Source organism: Camelimonas lactis (genome assembly GCF_004342915.1).
Classification (GTDB): domain Bacteria; phylum Pseudomonadota; class Alphaproteobacteria; order Rhizobiales; family Beijerinckiaceae; genus Camelimonas; species Camelimonas lactis.
This window is the reverse complement of sequence record NZ_SLWL01000006.1, coordinates 38,159-57,447: the sequence shown is the minus strand read 5'-3', so window position 1 is coordinate 57,447 and position 19,289 is coordinate 38,159. Positions and strand designations below refer to the sequence as shown.

Genomic DNA, 19,289 nt, shown 5'->3' with positions numbered 1-19,289 from the left:
CGGGCTGCAATTTGCCCGTCGCCGCCGTTTCTCCATGCGCGATCATTCACATGCGCCGTCTCCCCATGCGTGAGGTCTGCTGACGCCTGGCGAAAGACCGGCGCCGGAAGGCGCCTGCCTGGCTACAGCAGGCCAGCCCGTCATTGCCGGGCATGTCCCGGCCATCCCACGCAGCGCGCATGCACAGCGAAACAGCGCCTGTCCATCCGGCTTCCGTGTTGCCCGCAGCAGGTGCGGCATGACGCGGAAGCAATGCCAACATGTTGCCCGCCAGGCGGCTGGCCGTAAAATCCGCGCGTCCGCCAGCAATCCGCCGCCCACCGGCCGCCACTGCCCGCTATCGTCGCAGTATCTGGAAAAGCCCGGCGCCCTGGCGCATATGTGCATCATGCACATTCCCCACCTTCACGACTGGACGGTCACCCCGCGCGAGGCCATCGCCCTGCAAAAGCAGCTGGCCGGACAGCTGGTGCTGGACAGGCCGCTGGACCTGTCCGCCATTCGCCACGTCGCCGGCGTCGACGTCAGTGTGCGCGAGGGACTGTCGCGCGCCGCCGTCGTCGTGCTGTCATTCCCTGATCTGCAGGTGGTGGAAACCGTGCTGGCCGATGCGCCGACGCCGTTTCCCTATGTGCCTGGCCTGCTGACGTTTCGTGAAGGGCCGGTGCTGGAGGAAGCCTTCGCCCGACTGGAAACCGAACCGGACGCCTTCATTTTCGACGGCGCCGGCTGCGCCCATCCGCGCGGCATTGGCATCGCCAGCCATATGGGGCTGTGGCTGGGGCGGCCCAGCGTCGGTTGCGCCAAGACCCGGCTCACCGGCTGGAGCGCCGGTCCGGGACCGTCGCAGGGGGAGGTGGCGGCGTTGCTGGCGCGACCGCCAACGTCAGCGGAGCCGGCGCCGCCGTGCATCGGCGCCGTGCTGCGCACCCGCGCCAATGTGGCGCCGGTCTATGTCTCGCCGGGCCATCTGATCGATCAGGCCAGCGCCGTGGCGCTGGTCAGCGCCTGCCTCAGCCGTTTCCGTTTGCCCGAGCCGGTGCGCGCAGCCCACCGCGCCGCCGCCCTGACAGCGGCGAGCCAGCCGGCGTTTCCTGGATTATAGGCGTCAGACGGCCCCGGTCGCCCGGCGCCGCCAGCGTACGTTGCGCCCGCAAAGGGGCGCGACGACCGCCATGCAGGGCGCAGCCGGCCGCTGGTTGCGCTTACTCTGCCCGCGGCAGGCGACGCATGGTGAACTGCACCAGATTGTCGCCGACGATACGCCAGTTCTCGATTTCCGAGCGCCAGCGCGCCCGTGGATAGCGGGCGAGCCAGTCCCGCGCCGCCGCGCGCGCTTCCGCCGGCGGCAACGTGAAGCATTCGCGCCGCCACGCGCTCAGGTTGAGCACGGGCGCTGTCTCAGGGGCAACGGGTGGGGAGGTCGCCGACACGGCCGCCTGGTCGCCAGCGGTTCGCTGGCTGGCCTGGTCGCGGCGCGCCGCGATTCGCCGTGCAATGCTTGCGGGGTTGAAACTGCTGTCCGCCATGGCTGCCTCCTGCAAGAGACCAAGAAACCAAGAGACATGAGTCCGCTGTTCACGACATGGCAGACTAGCGTGACTGGCCGATGAAAGCGACAGCCCCGACGCCGCGGCTGCGCATTCAGGCGGCGCCATCCGGCGCTTTTGCAGGCTGGAAGGCTGCCTGCCAGGCGGGCGCGGCCAGCGGCCCCGGAATGGCCGGTCGCGGGCCGCGCTGCTTCCGCCGTCATGGCCGGGTTGTGTCCCCGTCATCAACGACAGCAACGCCCTCTGGTGGTCCCGCACCCCCATGGCGGACGAAGGCCCGGGCGCCCGCAACCAGATGTGGGCATGACGGCTGATGGTGGTGACGAGGGGCGACGATGCCTTCAGGCGCTGTCGTCAGGCGGCCGGCAGACAGGATCGGCGCTTTGCCAACGCGCGGGATCGCCATTTTATATATTTTACTGCATTCACCAGTACGGGCAAAAACTGTCGCCTGGCTTGGCAATCTATAATTCTTGACGGCGCATCCAGCTCGCCGGAGTTGTGTCTTTGCCAGTTATGTGGCTGATCCGCATGGCATATATTCAAACTCACCATCCTGACATTTTCCACGCCGGCAAGCCTTCGCCAGACCCTCTTGCGCTCCTCCGGCGCATCGGGACACTAAAGCCAGCAGATCGTCATTTTAATAGATAAAAGGAGACGCGGATGGCGCGCCTGGACCAGACCCCAGCCAATCAGGCCGAAGGCCTTGCAACGCCGCCGTCCGCCGCCGCGCCCGTGGCCTTGCCGGTCGCCGGTTTCATCAACGCCGGCGTGCGCCATGACTGGACCCGGGAGGAGGCGCAGGCGATCTACGACGCGCCGTTCAACGACCTCCTGTTCGCCGCCCAGAGCGTCCACCGCCGTCACTTCGATCCCAACCAGGTTGAGCTGGCCCGCCTGCTCAGCATCAAGACCGGCGGCTGCCCGGAGGATTGCGGCTATTGCAGCCAGTCCGCCCACCATGAGTCAGGCCTGAAGGCCTCGAAGCTGATGGAGGTGGAGCGGGTGCTGGCCGAGGCGCGCAAGGCCCGCGACGCCGGCGCCACCCGCTATTGCATGGGCGCCGCCTGGCGCAATCCCAAGACCCGCGACATGGACGCGGTGGTCGCCATGGTCCAGGGCGTGCGCGCCATGGGGATGGAAACCTGCATGACCCTGGGCATGCTGACGCCGGACGACGCCGCGCGTCTCGCCGACGCCGGGCTGGACTATTACAACCACAACATCGACACCTCGCCAGCCTATTACAGCAAGGTCATCACCACCCGCGCCTTTTCCGATCGCCTGCAGACGCTGGAGAACGTGCGTAACGCCGGCATCAAGGTGTGCTGCGGCGGCATCGTCGGCATGGGCGAGGAGGCGGAAGACCGCGTCGGCATGCTGCTGACCCTGGCCAATCTGCCGGCCCACCCCGAAAGCGTGCCGGTGAACATGCTGATCCCGATTCCCGGAACCCCGCTGGAAAACGCCCCGCCGCTCGATCCCATCGCCTTCGTCCGCACCGTCGCCACCGCTCGCATCATGATGCCGGAATCGGTGGTGCGCCTGTCAGCGGGGCGCACCGCCATGAGCGACGAAATGCAGGCGCTGTGCTTCTTCGCCGGCGCCAATTCCATCTTCGCCGGCGACACCCTGCTCACCGCCGACAACCCGGAGCAGGATTCGGACATGGCCCTGTTCCGCCGCCTCGGCGTTCGCGCCGCCCGGTTGACGCTGGAAGAGTCGGCCCAGGACTGCGACCATCATCACGCTCCAGCGCGGCGCGACGTGCTGGACCTCGGCTCGGCGCCGTTGCCTGCGGAAAGCGGCGGTTGCGGCTGCGGAAGTTGCGGCTGCGGCGCGGCCGCCTGAAGCGGGAAGCGTTTCAGCCCGCCGCCATGTCCGTGGCGCGCGCCAGCAGGCCGGCGCGCGCCGCTTTGCCCTCGGGGCAGCCGGCCTCCAGCCAGTGCGTCCTGAGCGCCGCCATCATGGCCCCGACGGCAGGTCCGGGTTTCACGCCCAGCGCCAGCAGATCGGCCCCGCGCAGGGGAAACGCCGGCGCCGGCGCCGCGCCGGCGGCCAGCGCCGCCACATAGGCCATGGCGTCCGCATCGGCCCCGAGCCAGGGTTCGTCCGCGACAAGCGCGCTGGCGTCGGCCAGCGCCGCCCCGCCCAGCTCCGCCGCCATGGCGCGCGCTGAAACCAGCGTCAGCCGCCGGATGTCATGCAGCCGCTCCTGCGCCCGGGCCAGATTGCCGAGGCGCATGGCTTCGGCGCCAGAAAGCCGCAGCCGCTCCTGCAAGCTCCGCGCGTCTTCCACCACCCGCACCGCGCACGCCGCCAGCCGCAGCAGCGCATCCGCCGCCGCGCCGCGCTGGTTCTCGCGGGCGATCAGTCGCGCCAGCCGCCCAGGCTCCGCGACGATGCCGGAGACGCGATGCAGCAATCCGGCGCCGGACATCAGCGTGATCGCCCCGGCGGCGCCCGGCGCCGCCAGCAGCTTCAGCAGTTCGGCCCGCACCCGCTCGCGTGACAGCTGGTCGAGCCCGTCGCGGCAGGCAATGGCGGCGGCGAAGCCATCCGCATCCGGCGTCCCCTGTCCGAAGCGGGCGTGAAAGCGGAAAAATCGCAGGGTCCGCAGATAATCCTCGCGAATGCGCATCGCCGCGTCGCCAATAAACCGCACCCTGGGGCCGCGCCCGCCGTCTTCCAGGTCCGCCAGGCCCCCGGCCGCATCGTGCAGCCGCCCATGGCCGTCCAGCGACATGGCGTTAATGGTGAAGTCGCGGCGCAGGGCGTCGGCGTTGAAATCCCGGCCAAAGCGCACCTGGGCCCGGCGGCCATCGGTAGCCACGTCCTCGCGCAGGCTGGTGATCTCGAACGGCTCGTGATCGACAATGACGGTGACGGTGCCGTGCGCGACGCCGGTGGGTACGCATTTCAGCCCCGCGCGCCGCGCCCGCGCCATCGTCTCGTCCGGCGTGGAGGTGGCGGCCAGATCGATTTCCGTCACCGGCAGGCCGAGCAGGGCGTCGCGCACGGCGCCGCCGACCATGCGCAGTTCCTCGCCGTTTCCGTTCAGCGCCGCGAACAGCCGCGCGATCCGGGGGCGTTGCAACAGGGCGTGCAAGGCGTCGTGCTGTTGCGTCGTCAGCGTGACTGGGGTCACTGGAAACCGCCTGGTTTGAGCTGTCCGTTTTCGATGCGCGGCGGCATGTAGCCGCCGGGCGCGCGTTTCTGGGTCAGGCCCGTGAACACCATCACCGCGACGACGAGGCCAAGGCCGGCGACGGCGAGCCACAATGTCCTGCCATCCCATGGCGCCCGCGTCAGCGGATTGCGCTGGCGCAACAGCAGGTAAATGGCGAATATCGCGAAAGGGGTGAGGAACAGCGCCAGCTGTTCGAAAACGACGCGGCTCACCCGTAAAACTTCCGGTACATATTGTGGATGATGCCGGCGGTGGCGCCCCAGATGAAGCGTTCGCCATAGGGCATGGCGTAGTAACGGCGCAGCTGGCCCTGCCATTCGGCCGAGCGCAGTTCGTGATTGGCCGGGTTCATCAGGAAGGCGAGGGGCACCTCGAACGCCGCCTCCACCTCGTCCGGGTTGAGCGTCAGGCGGAAGCCAGGCTCGACCACGCTGACCACCGGAATGATCCGGAAGCCAGAGCCGGTGAGATAGGGATCGAGATAGCCCAGCGGCGTCACGAAGCGCCGGCCAAGGCCCACCTCCTCCTCCGCCTCGCGCAGGGCCGCGTTGAGCGGCGTGCCGTCCTCCGGGTCGACCTTGCCGCCGGGAAACGCCACCTGGCCTGCGTGGCTGCGCATAGCTGAGGGGCGCTGGGTCAGCAGCACTGTCGGATCGGGCCGGCGCACCACCGGAATCAGCACGGCGGCGGGCCGGGCGGCTTTCTCGTCGAACGGCGGGACGAAATCGCTGTTGAGCGCATGGTCGCCGCCGGGGTTGGACAGCGGCCCGCCGATAACCGGGGGGGAGGCGTAAAGGTGGGCGCGGCTGCGCGCCACAAAGCTTTCCAGACTGTAGGGCGCCGCGCTGTCCCGCTCCCTGTCGCCCGCCGCCTTCTGCTCCGCCAGCATCCCGATCACCATTGTTGTTATCGTTGCGTTGTTGTTGTCACGTCCCGTCGCCGTCAGACGGCCAGCTCGCTGATCCGCGCCATGGGGAAAAAGTCGCCGTCGCTCAGCACGCCAAACTGCGCCTCGCCGCCATCCGCCGCTGGCTGCTCCACGCCAAGCCCGGCCAGATCGTACATCAGCGCCCGCTTCACCAGCGCCCACAGGTCGCCGCGCACCCGCACATAAGGTTTCAGCCCGCCGTCCGCATCGCGCTCGAAGCGCAACGGATGGTCCGGCCCCACGCGCACCACATCGTCCACATTGGTGCGGAAGCTGATGCTCTGGCGCCCGCCCGCCCCCTGCACCGCCATTTCCACGGCGATGAACGGCGCGTCCTCCACCTTGATGCCGACGCGCTCCACCGGCGTCACCAGCACGTAACGCTCCGGGTCCTTGCGCAGGATCGAGGCGAACAGCTTGACCAGCGCGTGGCGGCCAATGGGCGTGCCCATGTAGAACCAGGTTCCGTCGGCGGCGATGCGCATGTCGATGTCGCCGCAAAAGTCCGGGTTCCACCTGTCGACCGGTCGCGGCGGGGCCGGTCCGTCCGCATCGCCCACCGGGCCGAGCGCCGCGAACAGGCTGTCGAGCCCCACTTGCGGGCTGCCTTGCCGGCTGCCTTGCAGGCCGTCTGGCCGGCCTGGCTGTGGCGCGCCCGCCGCGCGCCCGGCTGAAGGATGGCTGGCGTTTCCCGGTTTTCCGGCGGCTTGGGTCACATGCTTCTCCCGGCCCGCTTGTTCAGATGATCGGCGGCTATCATAGACCACGACGCGCCGTATGGAAAAACCGGCTTGCCCTATTGCTGGCTCTTTGGCGTGAATTGATGTGTTCTGCGGCTGGTGGGCGAAATTCGCCGCCCGGGTTTCGCAAAAGCCGGCGGCAGGGCAGGATGCGCGCGCCGGCAAAGCATCGTATGCAGGTGGGGGCGGACCCGCGAGGCGCCGGCCCGCGGCGAACGACTTAAGTCAGGTTCAGGCAGGGTTTCCAGGAGAGCAGCGCGCATGACGATCCAGCCCACCGGGCGCACGGGATATGGCGCCGGCGACACGCAGACGTTCGCCGGGACGCGGGTGGTCGCGGCGCCGACGGCGCCTGGCGAAGCCGTGGCCGAGGCGGCGGTTGACCAGACGCTGGCGGCGCTGGCGCGGGCGCGCCAGGCCATCGGCGGCGTCATTTTCGGCCAGCAGGCGGTGATCGACCAGGCGCTGGTGACGATCCTTGCCGGCGGCCACGGCCTGTTCGTCGGCCTGCCGGGCCTGGCGAAAACCCGCCTTGTCGATGCGCTGGGCGTGGTGCTCGGCCTTGAGACGCGGCGCGTGCAGTTCACGCCTGATCTGATGCCTTCCGACATTCTCGGCAGCGAGATCCTCGACGAGGATGAGCACGGCCGTCGCTCGTTCCGCTTCGTGCGCGGCCCGGTGTTCGCCCAGTTGCTGATGGCCGACGAAATCAACCGCGCCAGCCCCCGCACCCAGTCGGCCCTGCTCCAGGCCATGCAGGAGCGCCACGTCACCGTGGCCGGCGAGCGCCACGACCTGCCGGCGCCGTTCCACGTGCTGGCGACCCAGAACCCCATCGAGCAGGAAGGCGCCTATCCGCTGCCGGAAGCCCAGCTTGACCGTTTTCTGCTCCAGATCGACGTGCCCTATCCGGACCGCGAGGCGGAGCGCCGCATCCTGCTGGAAACCACCGGCAATGATGAGGCGCGCCCGCAACAGGCGCTGACCGCCGCCGAGCTGATGCAGGCGCAACGCCTGGTGCGGCAATTGCCCGTGGGCGAGCGGGTGGTGGAAGCGATTCTCGACATGGTGCGCGCCGCCCGTCCCGAGGGCGGCGACGCCGGGATCGCCAGTCATCTGTCCTGGGGCCCCGGTCCCCGCGCCAGCCAGGCGCTGATGCTGGCCGCCCGCGCCCGCGCGCTGCTCGACGGTCGCCTCGCGCCCTCCCTGGATGATCTGGCCGCCCTCGCCGGGCCGGTGCTGCGCCACCGCATGGCGCTGACCTTCTCCGCGCGGGCCGATGGCGTTTCTGTCGCCAGCCTGATCGACCGCCTCGTGGCGCGGCTGGGCTGAGCCGATGGCGCGCGTTCGGGCGCAGGCCGTTTCTGTCGCCGGCGTGCTGGCGCCAGGGGCCCGGGGCGACGTCGCCGCGCCAGGCGCGGTGGAGCGAGCGCGCGACCTGGCCGGGCGCCTGCCGCGCATCGTTCTGGAAGCCAGGCGCGTCGCCGCTTCGGTTGCCGGCGTCCACGGCCGTCGCCGCGCCGGCGTTGGCGAGAATTTCTGGCAGTTCCGGCCCTATGTGCCGGGCGAATCCGCAGCGCGGATCGACTGGCGCCGTTCCGGCCGCGACGGCCGGCTGCACGTGCGCCAGCGTGAATGGGAAGCAGCCCAGACCGTGTGGCTGTGGGTCAACCTGTCGTCCTCCATGGGCTTTCGCTCCAGCCTCGCCATGGACAGCAAGGCCGGCCGCGCCCTGACGCTGGGCCTTGGCCTGGCGGGCGCCCTGGCGGAAGCCGGCGAGCGCGTCGGGCTGCTGGGCGCCGGCCAGACATCCGGCGGCTCCACGGCGCTGGAGCGGCTGGCCGGGGCCTGCGCCCTGCAATTGCGTGAAACCGGGGCCGATCAGCCGGACCTTCCGCCGGAGGTCGCTGTCGCCCGCGCCGCCGCCATCGTGCTGGTCAGCGACTTTCTCAATCCGCCGCAAATGCTCGCCGCGCGCATCCGCGCCCTGGCGCATCAGGGCGCGCGCGGTCACCTGGCGCTGATCGCCGATCCCGTTGAGGAAACCTTTCCCTTCTCCGGCCAGGTCATGCTCGAAACCATGGACGGCGCCGCGCGGTTGCGCATTGGCGACGCCAGCGGCTGGGGCGAGGGCTACCGCGCCGCTTTGGCCCGCCACCGGGCGGAGCTGGCGGAAATCGCCGCGCGCTGGGGCTGGTCGCTGACCCTGCACCGCACCGACAGGCCAGCCAGCGAGGCGGCCCTGCGTTTGCTGTCGCTGATGGGCGCGCCAGTTACAAGTCGCGCGGACGATTTGCGCGCGCGCGGGAGCGGCGCATGATCGGGTGGTTCGCCGGCCTGTCCTTCGCCGCGCCGCTGACGTTGCTGGCGCTGGCCGCGCTGCCGGCCATCTGGCTGCTGTTGCGCGTCACGCCGCCGGCGCCGCGCCATCTGGTGTTTCCGCCGCTCAAGCTGTTCGCCCATCTCCAGCCGCGGCGCGAAACGCCGGCCCGCACGCCGTGGTGGCTGACGGCGCTGCGCCTGCTGCTCGCCGCCTGCGTGATTCTGGCGGTGGCCGGCCCCGTCTGGAACCCGCGCGCCGGCGATGACGCCGCCGGCCAGGCCAGCGCGCCGCTGGCGCTGGTGATCGACAGCGGCGCCGCCAGCGCCCACGACTGGGCCCGGCGGATTGACCTCGCCAGCCGGCTCGCGCAGGCCGCAGGCCGCGCCGGCGCCCCCATCGCCCTGTTCGCTACCGCTGAAGCGCCGACCCCGCAGGCGCCGGAGACCGCCGCGGCGATCTCACGCCGCCTCGGCGCGCTCGCCCCCCAGGCCTTCGCGCCCGACCGTCTGGCCTGGCGCGACCACATCCGCGCATGGTTGCAGGCCCATCCAGGCGCCCGCGTTGCCTGGATCAGCGATGGCGTTGAGCTGGCCGGCAAGCCGGCATCGCGCCAGTTCGCCAGCGATCTCACCGATGCGTCCGGCGGCCGGCTCATCATCTATGGCGACGCGCCCGCCGCCGCCTTGGCGCTCGCTGGCGTGGTCAACGGCGCCGATGGCCTGGAGGCGCGAATTATCCGCCCCGCCGGCGCGGCGTTGGGGCCGGCGCAAGGCGTGGCGCGGGCCCTGGACATGCGCGGTCTGCCGCTGGGCGAGGGCGCTTTTTCCCTGGCTTCCGGCGAGGTTGAAACCCAGGCGCGCATCAACCTGCCCATCGAAATGCGCAATCGCGCCGCCCGCATCGATATCGTTGGCCAGCAGACAGCCCAGGCCGTGACCCTGCTTGACCGGCGCAACCAGCGTCGCCGCGTCGGTCTCGTCACCGGCGTCACCGCCGATCTGGCGCAGCCCCTGCTGTCGCCCACCTGGTACGTGGACCGGGCGCTGGCCCCCACGGCGGAAATCCGCGAGCCCCGCATGGGCGCCTCGGCCGCCATCGGCGCGCTGATCGACGAGCAGGCCTCGGTCATCATCCTGGCCGACGTGGGGGGGCTGGAGCCGGCCATGCGCCAGCGGCTGGAGGCGTGGGTGCGCGCCGGCGGCGTGCTGGTGCGCTTCGCCGGCCCCCGGCTTGCCGCCGCCGCTGGCCCGGATGGCGGTTCGGCTGCCGGCGACGGCGCCCATGACCCCCGCGACCGCCTGTTGCCGGTGCGTCTGCGCGGCGATGGCCGTAGTCTCGGCGGCGCCCTGTCGTGGGAAACGCCGAAAACCCTGGCGCCGTTCAACCGCGAAGGGCCGTTCGCCGGCATTGACGCGCCGGCGGAAATCACCGTGCGCCGCCAGTTGCTGGCCGAGCCGGACGGCGATCTGCCTGGCCGCACCTGGGCCTCACTGGCCGATGGCACCCCGGTGGTGACCGCCCGCCGCGACGGGGAGGGGTTGCTGGTGCTGTTCCACGTCACCGCCGACCCGTCCTGGTCCAGCCTGCCCATGTCCGGCGCCTTCGTGCAGATGCTGCAACGCATCGTCGCCATGGCCCCCGACACCACCACCCTGGAGCGGCCTGCTGGCGAGAATGCTGGCCAGAACGCCGGCCAGAACGCTGAAGAAGCCGGGGAGGACGCTCCGGCGCTGGCCCGGCCGGCGGCGCTGCCGCCCCGCCGTATTCTCGACGGTTTTGGCCTGTGGCGCGATCCGCCGGCGACGGCGCGCGGGGTGGCGGCGGATTTCGCCGGCCGCGCCAGCCTCGCCCATCCGGCCGGTTTCTATGGCCCGGTCGCCGCCGGGCGCGCCGTCAATGTGCTGGAGACCGGCGATGCGCTGGCGGCCATTGATTTCAGCGGTTTCGAGGCCCGCTCCCTGTCCGCGCGCACCGCCCGGGAGCTGCGCGACCCGCTGCTGCTGCTGGCGCTGGGGCTTTTTCTGGCCGACTGCCTCGCCACCCTGCTGCTCGGCGGCGGCCTGTGGCGCCGGCGCCTGGGCAAAACCGCCGCGCTGACCGCGCTGGCCCTCGCCGCCGGGCTCTGGACAGCCGCCAGCCCCGGGCCGGCGCGCGCCCAGGGCATGCTCAACACGCCGCAATACCAGTTACCCGACAGCTGGCGGCCGCCCGGACAGCCGCCGGCCCCGACGCCCCGCGCCCGGCCGCCCGCGCCTAAACCGCCGTCGCCGCCGCGCACGGCCGTCAACGGCTTCACCGCGCGCGATCTCGACGCCGCCATGGAAACCCGGCTGGCCTACGTCATCACCGGCGACGCGCAGGTTGACGCCGTCAGCCGCGCCGGGCTCATCGGCCTTGGCGAGGCGCTGGCGCAGCGCACCTCGTTCGAGCCGGCCGAACCGGCTGGCGTCAATCCATCCACCGACGAGCTGGCCTTCTACCCGGTGCTGTACTGGCCGGTGGTGGCCGGCAGGCCAGCGCCGGACGCCGCCGCCCTGCGCAAGCTCGATTCATACATGAAGGGCGGCGGCCTCGTCATTTTCGACACCCGCGACGCCATGACCGCCCGGCCGGGCGTCACCACGCCGGAAGGCGCGCAGCTGCAACGCATGCTCCGCACCCTCGACCTGCCGGCGCTGGAGCCGGCGCCGCAGGATCACGTGCTTGGCAAGGCGTTTTATCTTCTTGATAATTTTCCAGGACGCTACAGCCGTGGACAGACGTGGGTGGAGGCGTTGCCCAGACGGGCGAATGGCGAACGGGTTCCGGCGCGCGGCGGCGACGGCGTCACGCCGGTGATCATCACCTCCAACGACTGGGCCGCGGCCTGGGCGGTGGACGCCAGCGGCCTGCCCATGCTGCCCCTGACCACTGACGGCCACGACAGCGAGGAGCGCCAGCGCGAACTGGCCCTGCGCGTGGGCGTCAATGTGGTCATCCACGCGCTCACCGGCAATTACAAGGCGGACCAGGTGCACCTTCCCGCGCTGTTACGGAGGCTGGGCCAGTGAATATGGTCGCCGCCTCCGGCATCGATTTTTCACCGTTTCTGCCCTGGCAGGCGCTTGTTGTGTCCGGCGTCCTTGGCCTGGCGTTGTGCCTCGCCGGCTGGCGCGCGCGCGGCCCCGTCGTGCTGCTGCGCGTCCTTACCCTTGGCCTGCTGCTGCTCGGCCTCGCCAATCCGTCGCTGGTGACCGAGAACCGGGAGAAGCTGAAGGACATTGTCGCCGTCGTGGTGGATCGCTCCAGTTCGCAGGCCCTGGCCGACCGCAGGGCGCAGACCGACGCGGCCAGCGCCGCCGTGATGCGGCGGCTGGAAGCGCTGCCCAACGTCGAAACCCGTGTCGTTGAGGTGAAGGACGGCGCCGGCGACGACGGCACCCGACTTGTGGGCGCCCTGGGCGGCCTGCTCGCCGATGCGCCTGCCGGCCGCGTCGCCGGCGTCATCGCCATTACCGACGGCGTCGCCCACGACGCGCCGGCCAACGCCGCCGCAGCCAGTGAGATCGCCGCCAGTTTCGCTGGCGCGCCGTTTCATGCGCTGGTGATGGGCCGCAGCCAGGAAACCGATCGCCGCGTCGCCCTGACCCAGGCGCCGCGTTTCGGCATCGTTGGCAAGGACATGATGATCCGCGCCGAGATCGTCGAGCGTGGCGGCCCGGGCGCCGCGCGCGTCACGTTGCGTCGTGACGGCCTCGCCCTTGGCGCCGCCACGCTGGCCACCAACCGCCCCGTCGATATTCCCGTGCGGGTCGATCACGCCGGCCCGAATGTGATCGAGATTGAGGTTGAGCCGCTGCCGGGCGAGCTGACCCTCGCCAATAACCGCGCCGTGCTGACGGTGGAGGGCGTGCGCGAGAAGCTGCGCGTGCTGCTGGTTTCCGGCGAGCCGCACCCGGGCGAGCGCACCTGGCGCAATCTGCTGAAATCCGACGCCAGCGTCGATCTGGTGCACTTCACCATCCTGCGCCCGCCGGAGAAGCAGGACGGCGCGCCGATCAACGAGCTGTCGCTGATCCCGTTCCCGACCCGCGAACTGTTCCAGCAGAAAATCCGCGATTTCGACCTGATCATCTTCGACCGTTACGCCAACCAGAGCGTGCTGCCGTCGGCCTATTACCAGAACATCGTCAACTATGTCCGCAACGGCGGCGCGCTGCTGGTGTCGGCGGGCCCCGAGTACGCCGGGTCAACCAGCCTTGCCCGCACGCCGCTGGCCGAGGTGTTGCCGGCCATGCCCGATGGAAGGGTGAGCGAGACGCCCTACCGGCCGGCGCTCAGCGGGCCAGGCAAGCGTCACCCGGTCACGCGCGACCTGCCCGGGGCTGACGCAGCGACGCCGGACTGGGGCTCCTGGGCCCGTCTGGTGGGCGCCGAGGTCGATCGCGGCTCCGTCGTGCTGGACGGCCCCGGGAAAAAGCCGCTGCTGGTGCTGCAACGTGAGCAGCGCGGCCGGGTGGCGCTGCTGCTGTCCGACCACGCCTGGCTGTGGGCGCGCAATTTCCAGGGCGGCGGTCCCTATCTCGATCTGCTGCGCCGCGTCAGCCACTGGCTGATGCGCGAGCCGCAGCTGGAAGAAGAAGCGCTGCGGGCGGAGGCGCGCGGCGGAGAAATCCGCATCACCCGCCAGACCATGGGCGATGCGCCGGGCCCGGTGCTGGTGACGTCGCCAGACGGCGTTGAAAGCCGCGTCACCCTGACGTTGCGCAAGCCTGGCGAATATGCCGGCGTCATGCCGGTGCGCGGCCAGGGCCTCTACCGGCTCCGTTCCGGCGATCTCATGGCCTTCGTCGCCACCGGACCGCAGAACCCGCGTGAGCTCTCCGACGTGTTCAGTGATGAAACCCGGCTCCGTCCGCTGGCGCAGGCCAGTGGCGGCGACGTGCGGCGCCTCCAGCCCGGCGACCAGCCCCTGGTTACCCCGCGAATCCTCATGGTCCAGAGCGGCCCACTGTCTGGCCCTGACTGGATCGGCCTGCGCCCACGCGACGGCTATGTGGTGCGCGGCGTGTCCAGCACCCCGCTCGGCATTGGTTTCGCCGCCCTCGGCCTCGCCCTTGGCGCGCTGTTACTGGTGTGGGTCGGCGAAGGCCGCCGCAGCCGCGCCCGCGCCTGAGCGTTGGCCGACAGGACCGTCTGGCAGCTTTGTTCGCGCCCGCGTCCCGCGTCGCCGGTCGGCCGCCGGCGGATGCGGGCGAGCAACATTTTCGCGGCGATATTCCCACGGGCCGGCGCTTGGGCATCGCAAAAGCCCCGCCGGTCTGGCGCGTTGCGCTGGCGGGGCTGGACCAGGCCGGCCGCCAAAGCTGTTCCCACACCTTCCGAAAGTCGCGCCGCCGGTTCAGGGCCCAGCCGGCGTGCGAACGGCGGACGGCCGTTTGCCCAGGCGCCGTCGCGGCACATGGAGGTAATCGCGCTGCCGGACGACATAGACGTCAGCATTTCCGTTAGTTGTTGTTTAAATATGAGAATTAATGTTCATTAAATAATATTGAATAGTTTTGACATTTAAGTGATGGCATGTGATGCGTATTGATTTATTGTGATGTAATTAAAGTAAATTTTATTTAAAAAATACCCAAATTTATTCAAAAATATCTTGAATTTCAGCGTCGTGTCCGCAATGAATTCAGCAGGGTGAAGCTGCGTGACGGTGGCGTGATGGGGGGAGGCGTTTGGCGATATGGCGTGGCGGCGCTGACGGTCCCGGCGTTGCTGGCGGCCGGATCGCCGGCCTGGGCCGGCGCGCCAACGCTGTTGCCCGGCGCGGCGCAGATCATTGCCACCGGTACGTTTACGAAAGGCAGGCGCAAGGGTGGACAGGGCAGCGGGGCGTTTCGCAAGGACGAGATCGAGGGGCTGGCGGAATACGGTCTGCTGGACGGGCTGACCATCCTGTTTTCGCCCCGTCTCACCGCCCAGTCCGTCAACCGGTTCATGACTGTGACAGCCGGCGATGACGTCACCCTCGCGGCGATGGGGCGGCGGGTTGACGCCGGCGTCTCGGCCCGCCTGGGCGCGCGCGCCCGCCTGCTGAAGGGACCGCGGGACGTGGTCTCACTGGAAATCTCGGGGCGCGGCGGCGCCCTGGTCAATGACGTGGCCAGCCCGGTCATGCGGCGGGCGGCGGAGATTGAAGCGCGCCTGCTGTGGCAGCGGCAGTTTCGTATGCTGGGCAAGCCATGGTTTGTCGATATCCAGGCTGGCTACCGTCACTTCTTCCAGGCCGGGACGCGGTGGGAGGCGGCGCGCAGCCAGGGCGAGGCGGTGCTCGACGCAACCCTTGGCGTTCACCTGAATCCGCGTTTCATGCTGCTGCTACAGAATTTCAGCACCTTTCCCGTCGGCGATCAGGGGCCGCCGGGCAATCGCGCCGGATCGACGCACAAGGCCCAGGCGTCGCTCGCCTGGAAGCTGTCGCCAGCCTGGACCCTGCAGGCCGGCGTGGTGGGGACCTGGGCCGGCGGCGCCCCGTGGCGGGAGCGGGGAATCATTGTCGGCGTCTGGCGGCGTTTCGGCGGCTGAGCGTCCGGCGTGAACGTGGTCGCAGGTCTTTTCTGACCGGGAGGCGCGCCGCCGTTGACGGGGCGGCAGGTGGGTTTACGCCCATGGGCCGCAGACGCCGGCCCATGGGCGATGATCCCCGGGCGTGGTGAACGGGGCGGCGCCGTTCAGGATCAGCCGGGCGAGGCCATGGCGGTTTCGCGGTTCGCCCCGGCGGGGGCACGGCGGCGCGGGCGAGAGCGCCGCCGGAAACGGCCGTTGCTTTGCGGCTTTCCTGATGCAAGCTCCGGCCCGTCCCCCAGCCTGAGGGATGCGTCCGCGCTCCAAACGCAAAAAAGGCGCGACCGCAAGTCGCGCCTTTCCGCAAATCCGGAGTGTCTGCGTCCCTCCTGCCGGAAAGACGGAGCCAGATATTGTCAGCCGAGCTGGATCGAGCCAGCCTCGGGACCCTTCGGGCCTTCGACGAGCTTGACGATGACCTGCTGGCCTTCCTGCAGCTCATCGATGCCAGAGCGGGAGAGGGCGGACTGGTGGACGAACACGTCCTTGCCGCCGCGCTCCAGGGCGATGAAGCCGAAGCCGCGCTCCGGGTTGAACCACTTGACGATGCCAGCTTCCTCCGGCACGCCGTCCAGCACGGACGGGTCGAAGAAGCGACCGCCCGGACGACGCGGGCCGCGATCGCCGAAGCCGCCGCGGTCACCGCCGAAGCCGCCGCTGCGCGGACCGCGGTCGCCATAACCGCCGCCGCCGCCGAAGCCGCCGCTGCGCGGACGGGGCGCTTCAGCCGTGCTGGTGTCCACGTCCAGAACCTGCGTGACCTGGGCGCCCTTCTGGCCCTGGCCGACGCGCACGGTCAGCGTGGTGCCCGGCTCCAGGGTGGAGTGGCCAGCGGCTTCCACCGGGCGGATGTGGAGGAACGCCTCGCCCGAGCCGTCAGTCAGCTGGACAAAGCCAAAGCCCTTCTGGGCGTTGAACCATTTCACCGTGGCGCCAACCTCGGGGCCGCCAAAATCATTCTGGCGGGAGTAGGATGGCCGGGAAGGCATGGAAGGCGCCATCTCGTGCGCCCACGGATCGGGGGCATGGTCACGGGAACGGCGGCGGTCGCGGAAATCGTTGTCTCGGCTCATCCGGATACTCAGCTTGTAAAAGTTCAAAGGCGCGGTCGGTACTTGAGCGGCCAACGTATTAGTAACCCTACTCAAGGCCGGTTGAAAGGGGGCAAATGCCCTCAGGCGCATAAACTTTTGGCTCTTGCCGGAAAGTGATCGCGTCGCCGCCGGTGAAGCAGAATGCTTTGGCGCCGTGGCAGTGGTGCGTATAATTGCGTTAATCAGGCTCACGGGCGCAGAAAAGGCGTGCGTTTGTCTGTCTGGCCAGCGGTTGCGGCGAGGCTTTCGGGCCGTTCACAGGGGTTTGATCGCAACTGGCTGTTCTTGCCGCGCATGAACGTCCTGCGCCCCCCTCTACCTGCGCCGCACGGCGGCTGCGTCTTGCCTGCTGACAGTTTCATTCTGTCAGCCTGCGTCATCTCGACTTCTGCGACGCCGTTGCCTAAAGCGGTTGTGTCCGCTCTGATCGCGCGCATCCAACCAACGGGCTCCGGCCTCCGCGACATCTGTTCGCGGCAAACCGAACCGGGGCCGCAAGGGAGACAATGGCGATGGCAGCCATCAACAAAGTTACCGATCTGACCCTGGATGGCGACGTCGCCGTCATTACCCTGAATTCCCCGCCGGTGAACGCCCTGTCCGCCCCGGTGCGCAACGGCCTGTTCGACGCCTTCACCGCCGCCGTCAACGATCCGGCGGCCAGGGCCATCGTGCTGATCTGCGACGGCCGCACCTTCATCGCCGGCGCCGACATCAGCGAATTCGGCAAGGGTCCGAGCGGCAAGCCGCTGCAGGACGTCCAGGCGCTGATGGAAAATTCGCCCAAGCCGGTTGTCGCCGCCATCCATGGCACCGCCCTGGGCGGCGGTTTCGAGGTTGCGCTCACCGCGCACTACCGCGTCGCCGTTCCTTCCGCCAAGGTGGGCCTGCCGGAGGTCAAGCTGGGCCTGCTGCCCGGCGCCGGCGGCACCCAGCGCCTGCCGCGCCTCGTCGGCCCGGAAGTGGCGCTGCAGTATCTGACCAGCGGCGATTTCATCAGTTCGGACGTGGCCCTGAAAAGCGGCCTGGTCGATGAGCTGGTCGAGGAAGGCAAGCTGCGCGACGGCGCCGTCGCTTTCGCCCGCAAGCTGGTTGCCCAGAACCGCCCGCTGAAGAAGGTGCGCGATCTGCAGGACAAGGTGGAGGCCGCGCGCGGCAAGCCGGAGATCTTCGCCGATTTCCGCAAGGCCAATGCCCGCCGCTTCCGTGGCTTCGATGCGCCAGAAGCCAATATCAAGTGCGTTGAGGCGGCCGTGAACCTGCCGTTCGACGAGGGCATGAGGGAAGAGCGTCGCCTGTTCGAGGGCCTGATGAGCGGCTCCCAGTCCGCCGCCCAGCGCTACATCTTCTTCGCCGAGCGCCAGGCCGCGAAGATCCCCGACGTGCCGGAAGACACCCCGGTGCTGCCAATCCGCAAGGTTGGCGTCATTGGCGCCGGCACCATGGGCGGCGGCATTTCGATGAACTTCCTCAGCGCCGGCATCCCGGTGACCATCGTCGAGATGCAGAAGGAAGCGCTTGATCGCGGCGTCGGCATCATGCGCAAGAACTACGAGAACACCGCGAAAAAGGGTCGCCTGACCCAGGCGGACGTGGAAAAGCGCATGGGGTTGCTCACCCCCAGCCTCGATCTCAATGACCTCGCCGATTGCGACATGGTCATCGAGGCTGTCTACGAGAACATGGACATCAAGAAAGAGGTGTTCGCGAAGCTCGACGCCATCGTCAGGCAGGGCGCCATCCTCGCCTCCAACACCTCCTATCTCGACGTCAACGAGATCGCGTCGGCGACGAAGCGTCCGGAATGGGTCATCGGCACCCACTTCTTCTCGCCGGCCAACGTCATGAAGCTGCTGGAGATCGTCCGCGGCGACAGGACGGCCAAGGACGTCATCGCCACCGTGATGAAGCTGTCCAAGAAGATCGGCAAGGCGCCGGTGCTGGTGGGCGTCTGCCATGGCTTCGTCGGCAACCGCATGCTGGCCCAGCGCCAGCGCGAAGCCAACAAGCTGGTGCTGGAAGGCGCCATGCCGTGGGACATCGACCGCGTGCTGTACGATTTCGGCTTCCCCATGGGCCCCTTCGCCATGTCTGACCTTGCCGGTCTCGACATCGGCTGGTCGAAGGACACGTCGTCCTCGTCCACCCTGCGCGAGGTGCTGTGCGAGATGGACCGTCGCGGCCAGAAGAACGGCCGGGGCTTCTACGACTACGACGAGAAGCGTAACGCGACGCCGTCGGCCGAGGTTGAGAAGGTCATTCTCGACTTCGCGAAGAAGCAGGGCATCGAGCGCCGCAAGATCTCCGACGAGGAGATTCTGGAGCGCTGCATCTACCCGATGATCAACGAAGGCGCGAAGATTCTCGAGGAAGGCAAGGCCATCCGTGGTTCGGACGTCGATATCGTCTGGATCAACGGTTACGGCTGGCCGGTCTACCGCGGCGGCCCGATGTTCTACGGCGATCTGATCGGCGCCGACAAGGTGCTGGCCAAGATGAAGGAATTCCAGCAGAAGCACGGCGATGACTTCAAGCCCTCCGCCCTGCTGGAGAAGGTCGCGGCCGAAGGCAAGAAGCTGCACCAGCTCTGAGCCATCCTGCTTGAGCCCGTCCCTGCGTTGAAAAGGGGCGGGCGTTCGCCTGGCGCAAATATTGAAAGAGGTTCGGTGGGCTTCGCGGCGCGGCGCCCACCCGATCCCGGTCCGGCGTCGTCCGGGCCTTTTTTGTTGGCGTTTGTGACGCAGGACCGGGCGCCCTCTTGACCGCGGCGGCGGACCTGGCCTGAATTGAACGCCGGAGCTGGTTTTTCGAGAGGGGCGCCGCCGGCGCCGCCATGCGATCCGTCGTATGGCGGCCTG

Annotated in this window: 14 protein-coding genes; 8 read left to right on the top strand and 6 right to left on the bottom strand. The window is 69.2% G+C overall.

The window, feature by feature from the left end; all coding sequences use genetic code 11:
- Positions 1-388: 388 nt before the first annotated feature.
- The gene (locus tag EV666_RS08650; protein WP_132006485.1) at positions 389-1,105 is read left to right on the top strand and encodes an endonuclease V; all 717 of its coding nucleotides are present in this window, start codon (positions 389-391) and stop codon (positions 1,103-1,105) included.
- Between the two features lie 100 nt (positions 1,106-1,205).
- Here EV666_RS08650 and EV666_RS08645 read toward each other — a convergent pair whose 3' ends face one another.
- Entirely contained in the window at positions 1,206-1,529 is a 324-nt protein-coding gene (locus tag EV666_RS08645; RefSeq protein ID WP_132006144.1) for a hypothetical protein, read from the bottom strand.
- Between the two features lie 687 nt (positions 1,530-2,216).
- Between EV666_RS08645 and bioB the strand changes: the two genes are divergently transcribed.
- The gene (bioB, locus tag EV666_RS08640; protein WP_132006141.1) at positions 2,217-3,404 is read left to right on the top strand and encodes a biotin synthase BioB; all 1,188 of its coding nucleotides are present in this window, start codon (positions 2,217-2,219) and stop codon (positions 3,402-3,404) included.
- 13 nt (positions 3,405-3,417) lie between these two features.
- On the opposite strand, the gene EV666_RS08635 is transcribed toward bioB, so the two are convergent.
- The 4 genes from EV666_RS08635 to EV666_RS08620 are packed head-to-tail and all read right to left on the bottom strand — an operon-like array spanning position 3,418 to position 6,297.
- Positions 3,418-4,701 (bottom strand): CCA tRNA nucleotidyltransferase, encoded by a 1,284-nt coding sequence (locus tag EV666_RS08635; RefSeq protein WP_245514310.1) that lies wholly within the window; start codon positions 4,699-4,701, stop codon positions 3,418-3,420.
- Entirely contained in the window at positions 4,698-4,955 is a 258-nt protein-coding gene (locus EV666_RS08630; RefSeq protein ID WP_132006138.1) for a DUF6111 family protein, read from the bottom strand. Before EV666_RS08630 ends, EV666_RS08635 begins: the two co-directional genes overlap by 4 nt.
- A complete protein-coding gene (locus tag EV666_RS08625; RefSeq protein ID WP_245514309.1) occupies positions 4,952-5,644 on the bottom strand; it encodes a CoA pyrophosphatase in 693 nt (230 codons plus the stop codon). Before EV666_RS08625 ends, EV666_RS08630 begins: the two co-directional genes overlap by 4 nt.
- A 41-nt stretch (positions 5,645-5,685) precedes the next feature.
- The gene (locus tag EV666_RS08620; protein WP_376886256.1) at positions 5,686-6,297 is read right to left on the bottom strand and encodes a DUF1285 domain-containing protein; all 612 of its coding nucleotides are present in this window, start codon (positions 6,295-6,297) and stop codon (positions 5,686-5,688) included.
- A 375-nt stretch (positions 6,298-6,672) separates the two neighbouring features.
- Here EV666_RS08620 and EV666_RS08615 point away from each other — a divergent pair, with 375 nt between their 5' ends.
- From EV666_RS08615 to EV666_RS08595, 5 genes are all read left to right on the top strand, one after another.
- On the top strand, positions 6,673-7,743 hold the full coding sequence (locus tag EV666_RS08615; RefSeq protein ID WP_132006135.1) for an AAA family ATPase: 1,071 nt from the start codon (positions 6,673-6,675) through the stop codon (positions 7,741-7,743).
- 4 nt (positions 7,744-7,747) lie between these two features.
- Positions 7,748-8,731 (top strand): DUF58 domain-containing protein, encoded by a 984-nt coding sequence (locus tag EV666_RS08610; protein WP_132006132.1) that lies wholly within the window; start codon positions 7,748-7,750, stop codon positions 8,729-8,731.
- Positions 8,728-11,784 (top strand): DUF4159 domain-containing protein, encoded by a 3,057-nt coding sequence (locus EV666_RS08605; RefSeq protein ID WP_132006130.1) that lies wholly within the window; start codon positions 8,728-8,730, stop codon positions 11,782-11,784. Before EV666_RS08610 ends, EV666_RS08605 begins: the two co-directional genes overlap by 4 nt.
- A gap of 2 nt (positions 11,785-11,786) precedes the next feature.
- Entirely contained in the window at positions 11,787-13,889 is a 2,103-nt protein-coding gene (locus EV666_RS08600; protein ID WP_132006473.1) for a hypothetical protein, read from the top strand.
- A 545-nt stretch (positions 13,890-14,434) separates the two neighbouring features.
- On the top strand, positions 14,435-15,298 hold the full coding sequence (locus tag EV666_RS08595) for a hypothetical protein (protein ID WP_165909943.1): 864 nt from the start codon (positions 14,435-14,437) through the stop codon (positions 15,296-15,298).
- A 395-nt stretch (positions 15,299-15,693) separates the two neighbouring features.
- Here EV666_RS08595 and EV666_RS18775 read toward each other — a convergent pair whose 3' ends face one another.
- On the bottom strand, positions 15,694-16,410 hold the full coding sequence (locus EV666_RS18775; RefSeq protein WP_132006124.1) for a cold-shock protein: 717 nt from the start codon (positions 16,408-16,410) through the stop codon (positions 15,694-15,696).
- Between the two features lie 542 nt (positions 16,411-16,952).
- Here EV666_RS18775 and EV666_RS08585 point away from each other — a divergent pair.
- Complete coding sequence (locus tag EV666_RS08585; RefSeq protein WP_376886260.1) at positions 16,953-19,022, top strand: 3-hydroxyacyl-CoA dehydrogenase NAD-binding domain-containing protein; 2,070 nt, start codon at positions 16,953-16,955, stop codon at positions 19,020-19,022.
- Positions 19,023-19,289: the final 267 nt, after the last annotated feature.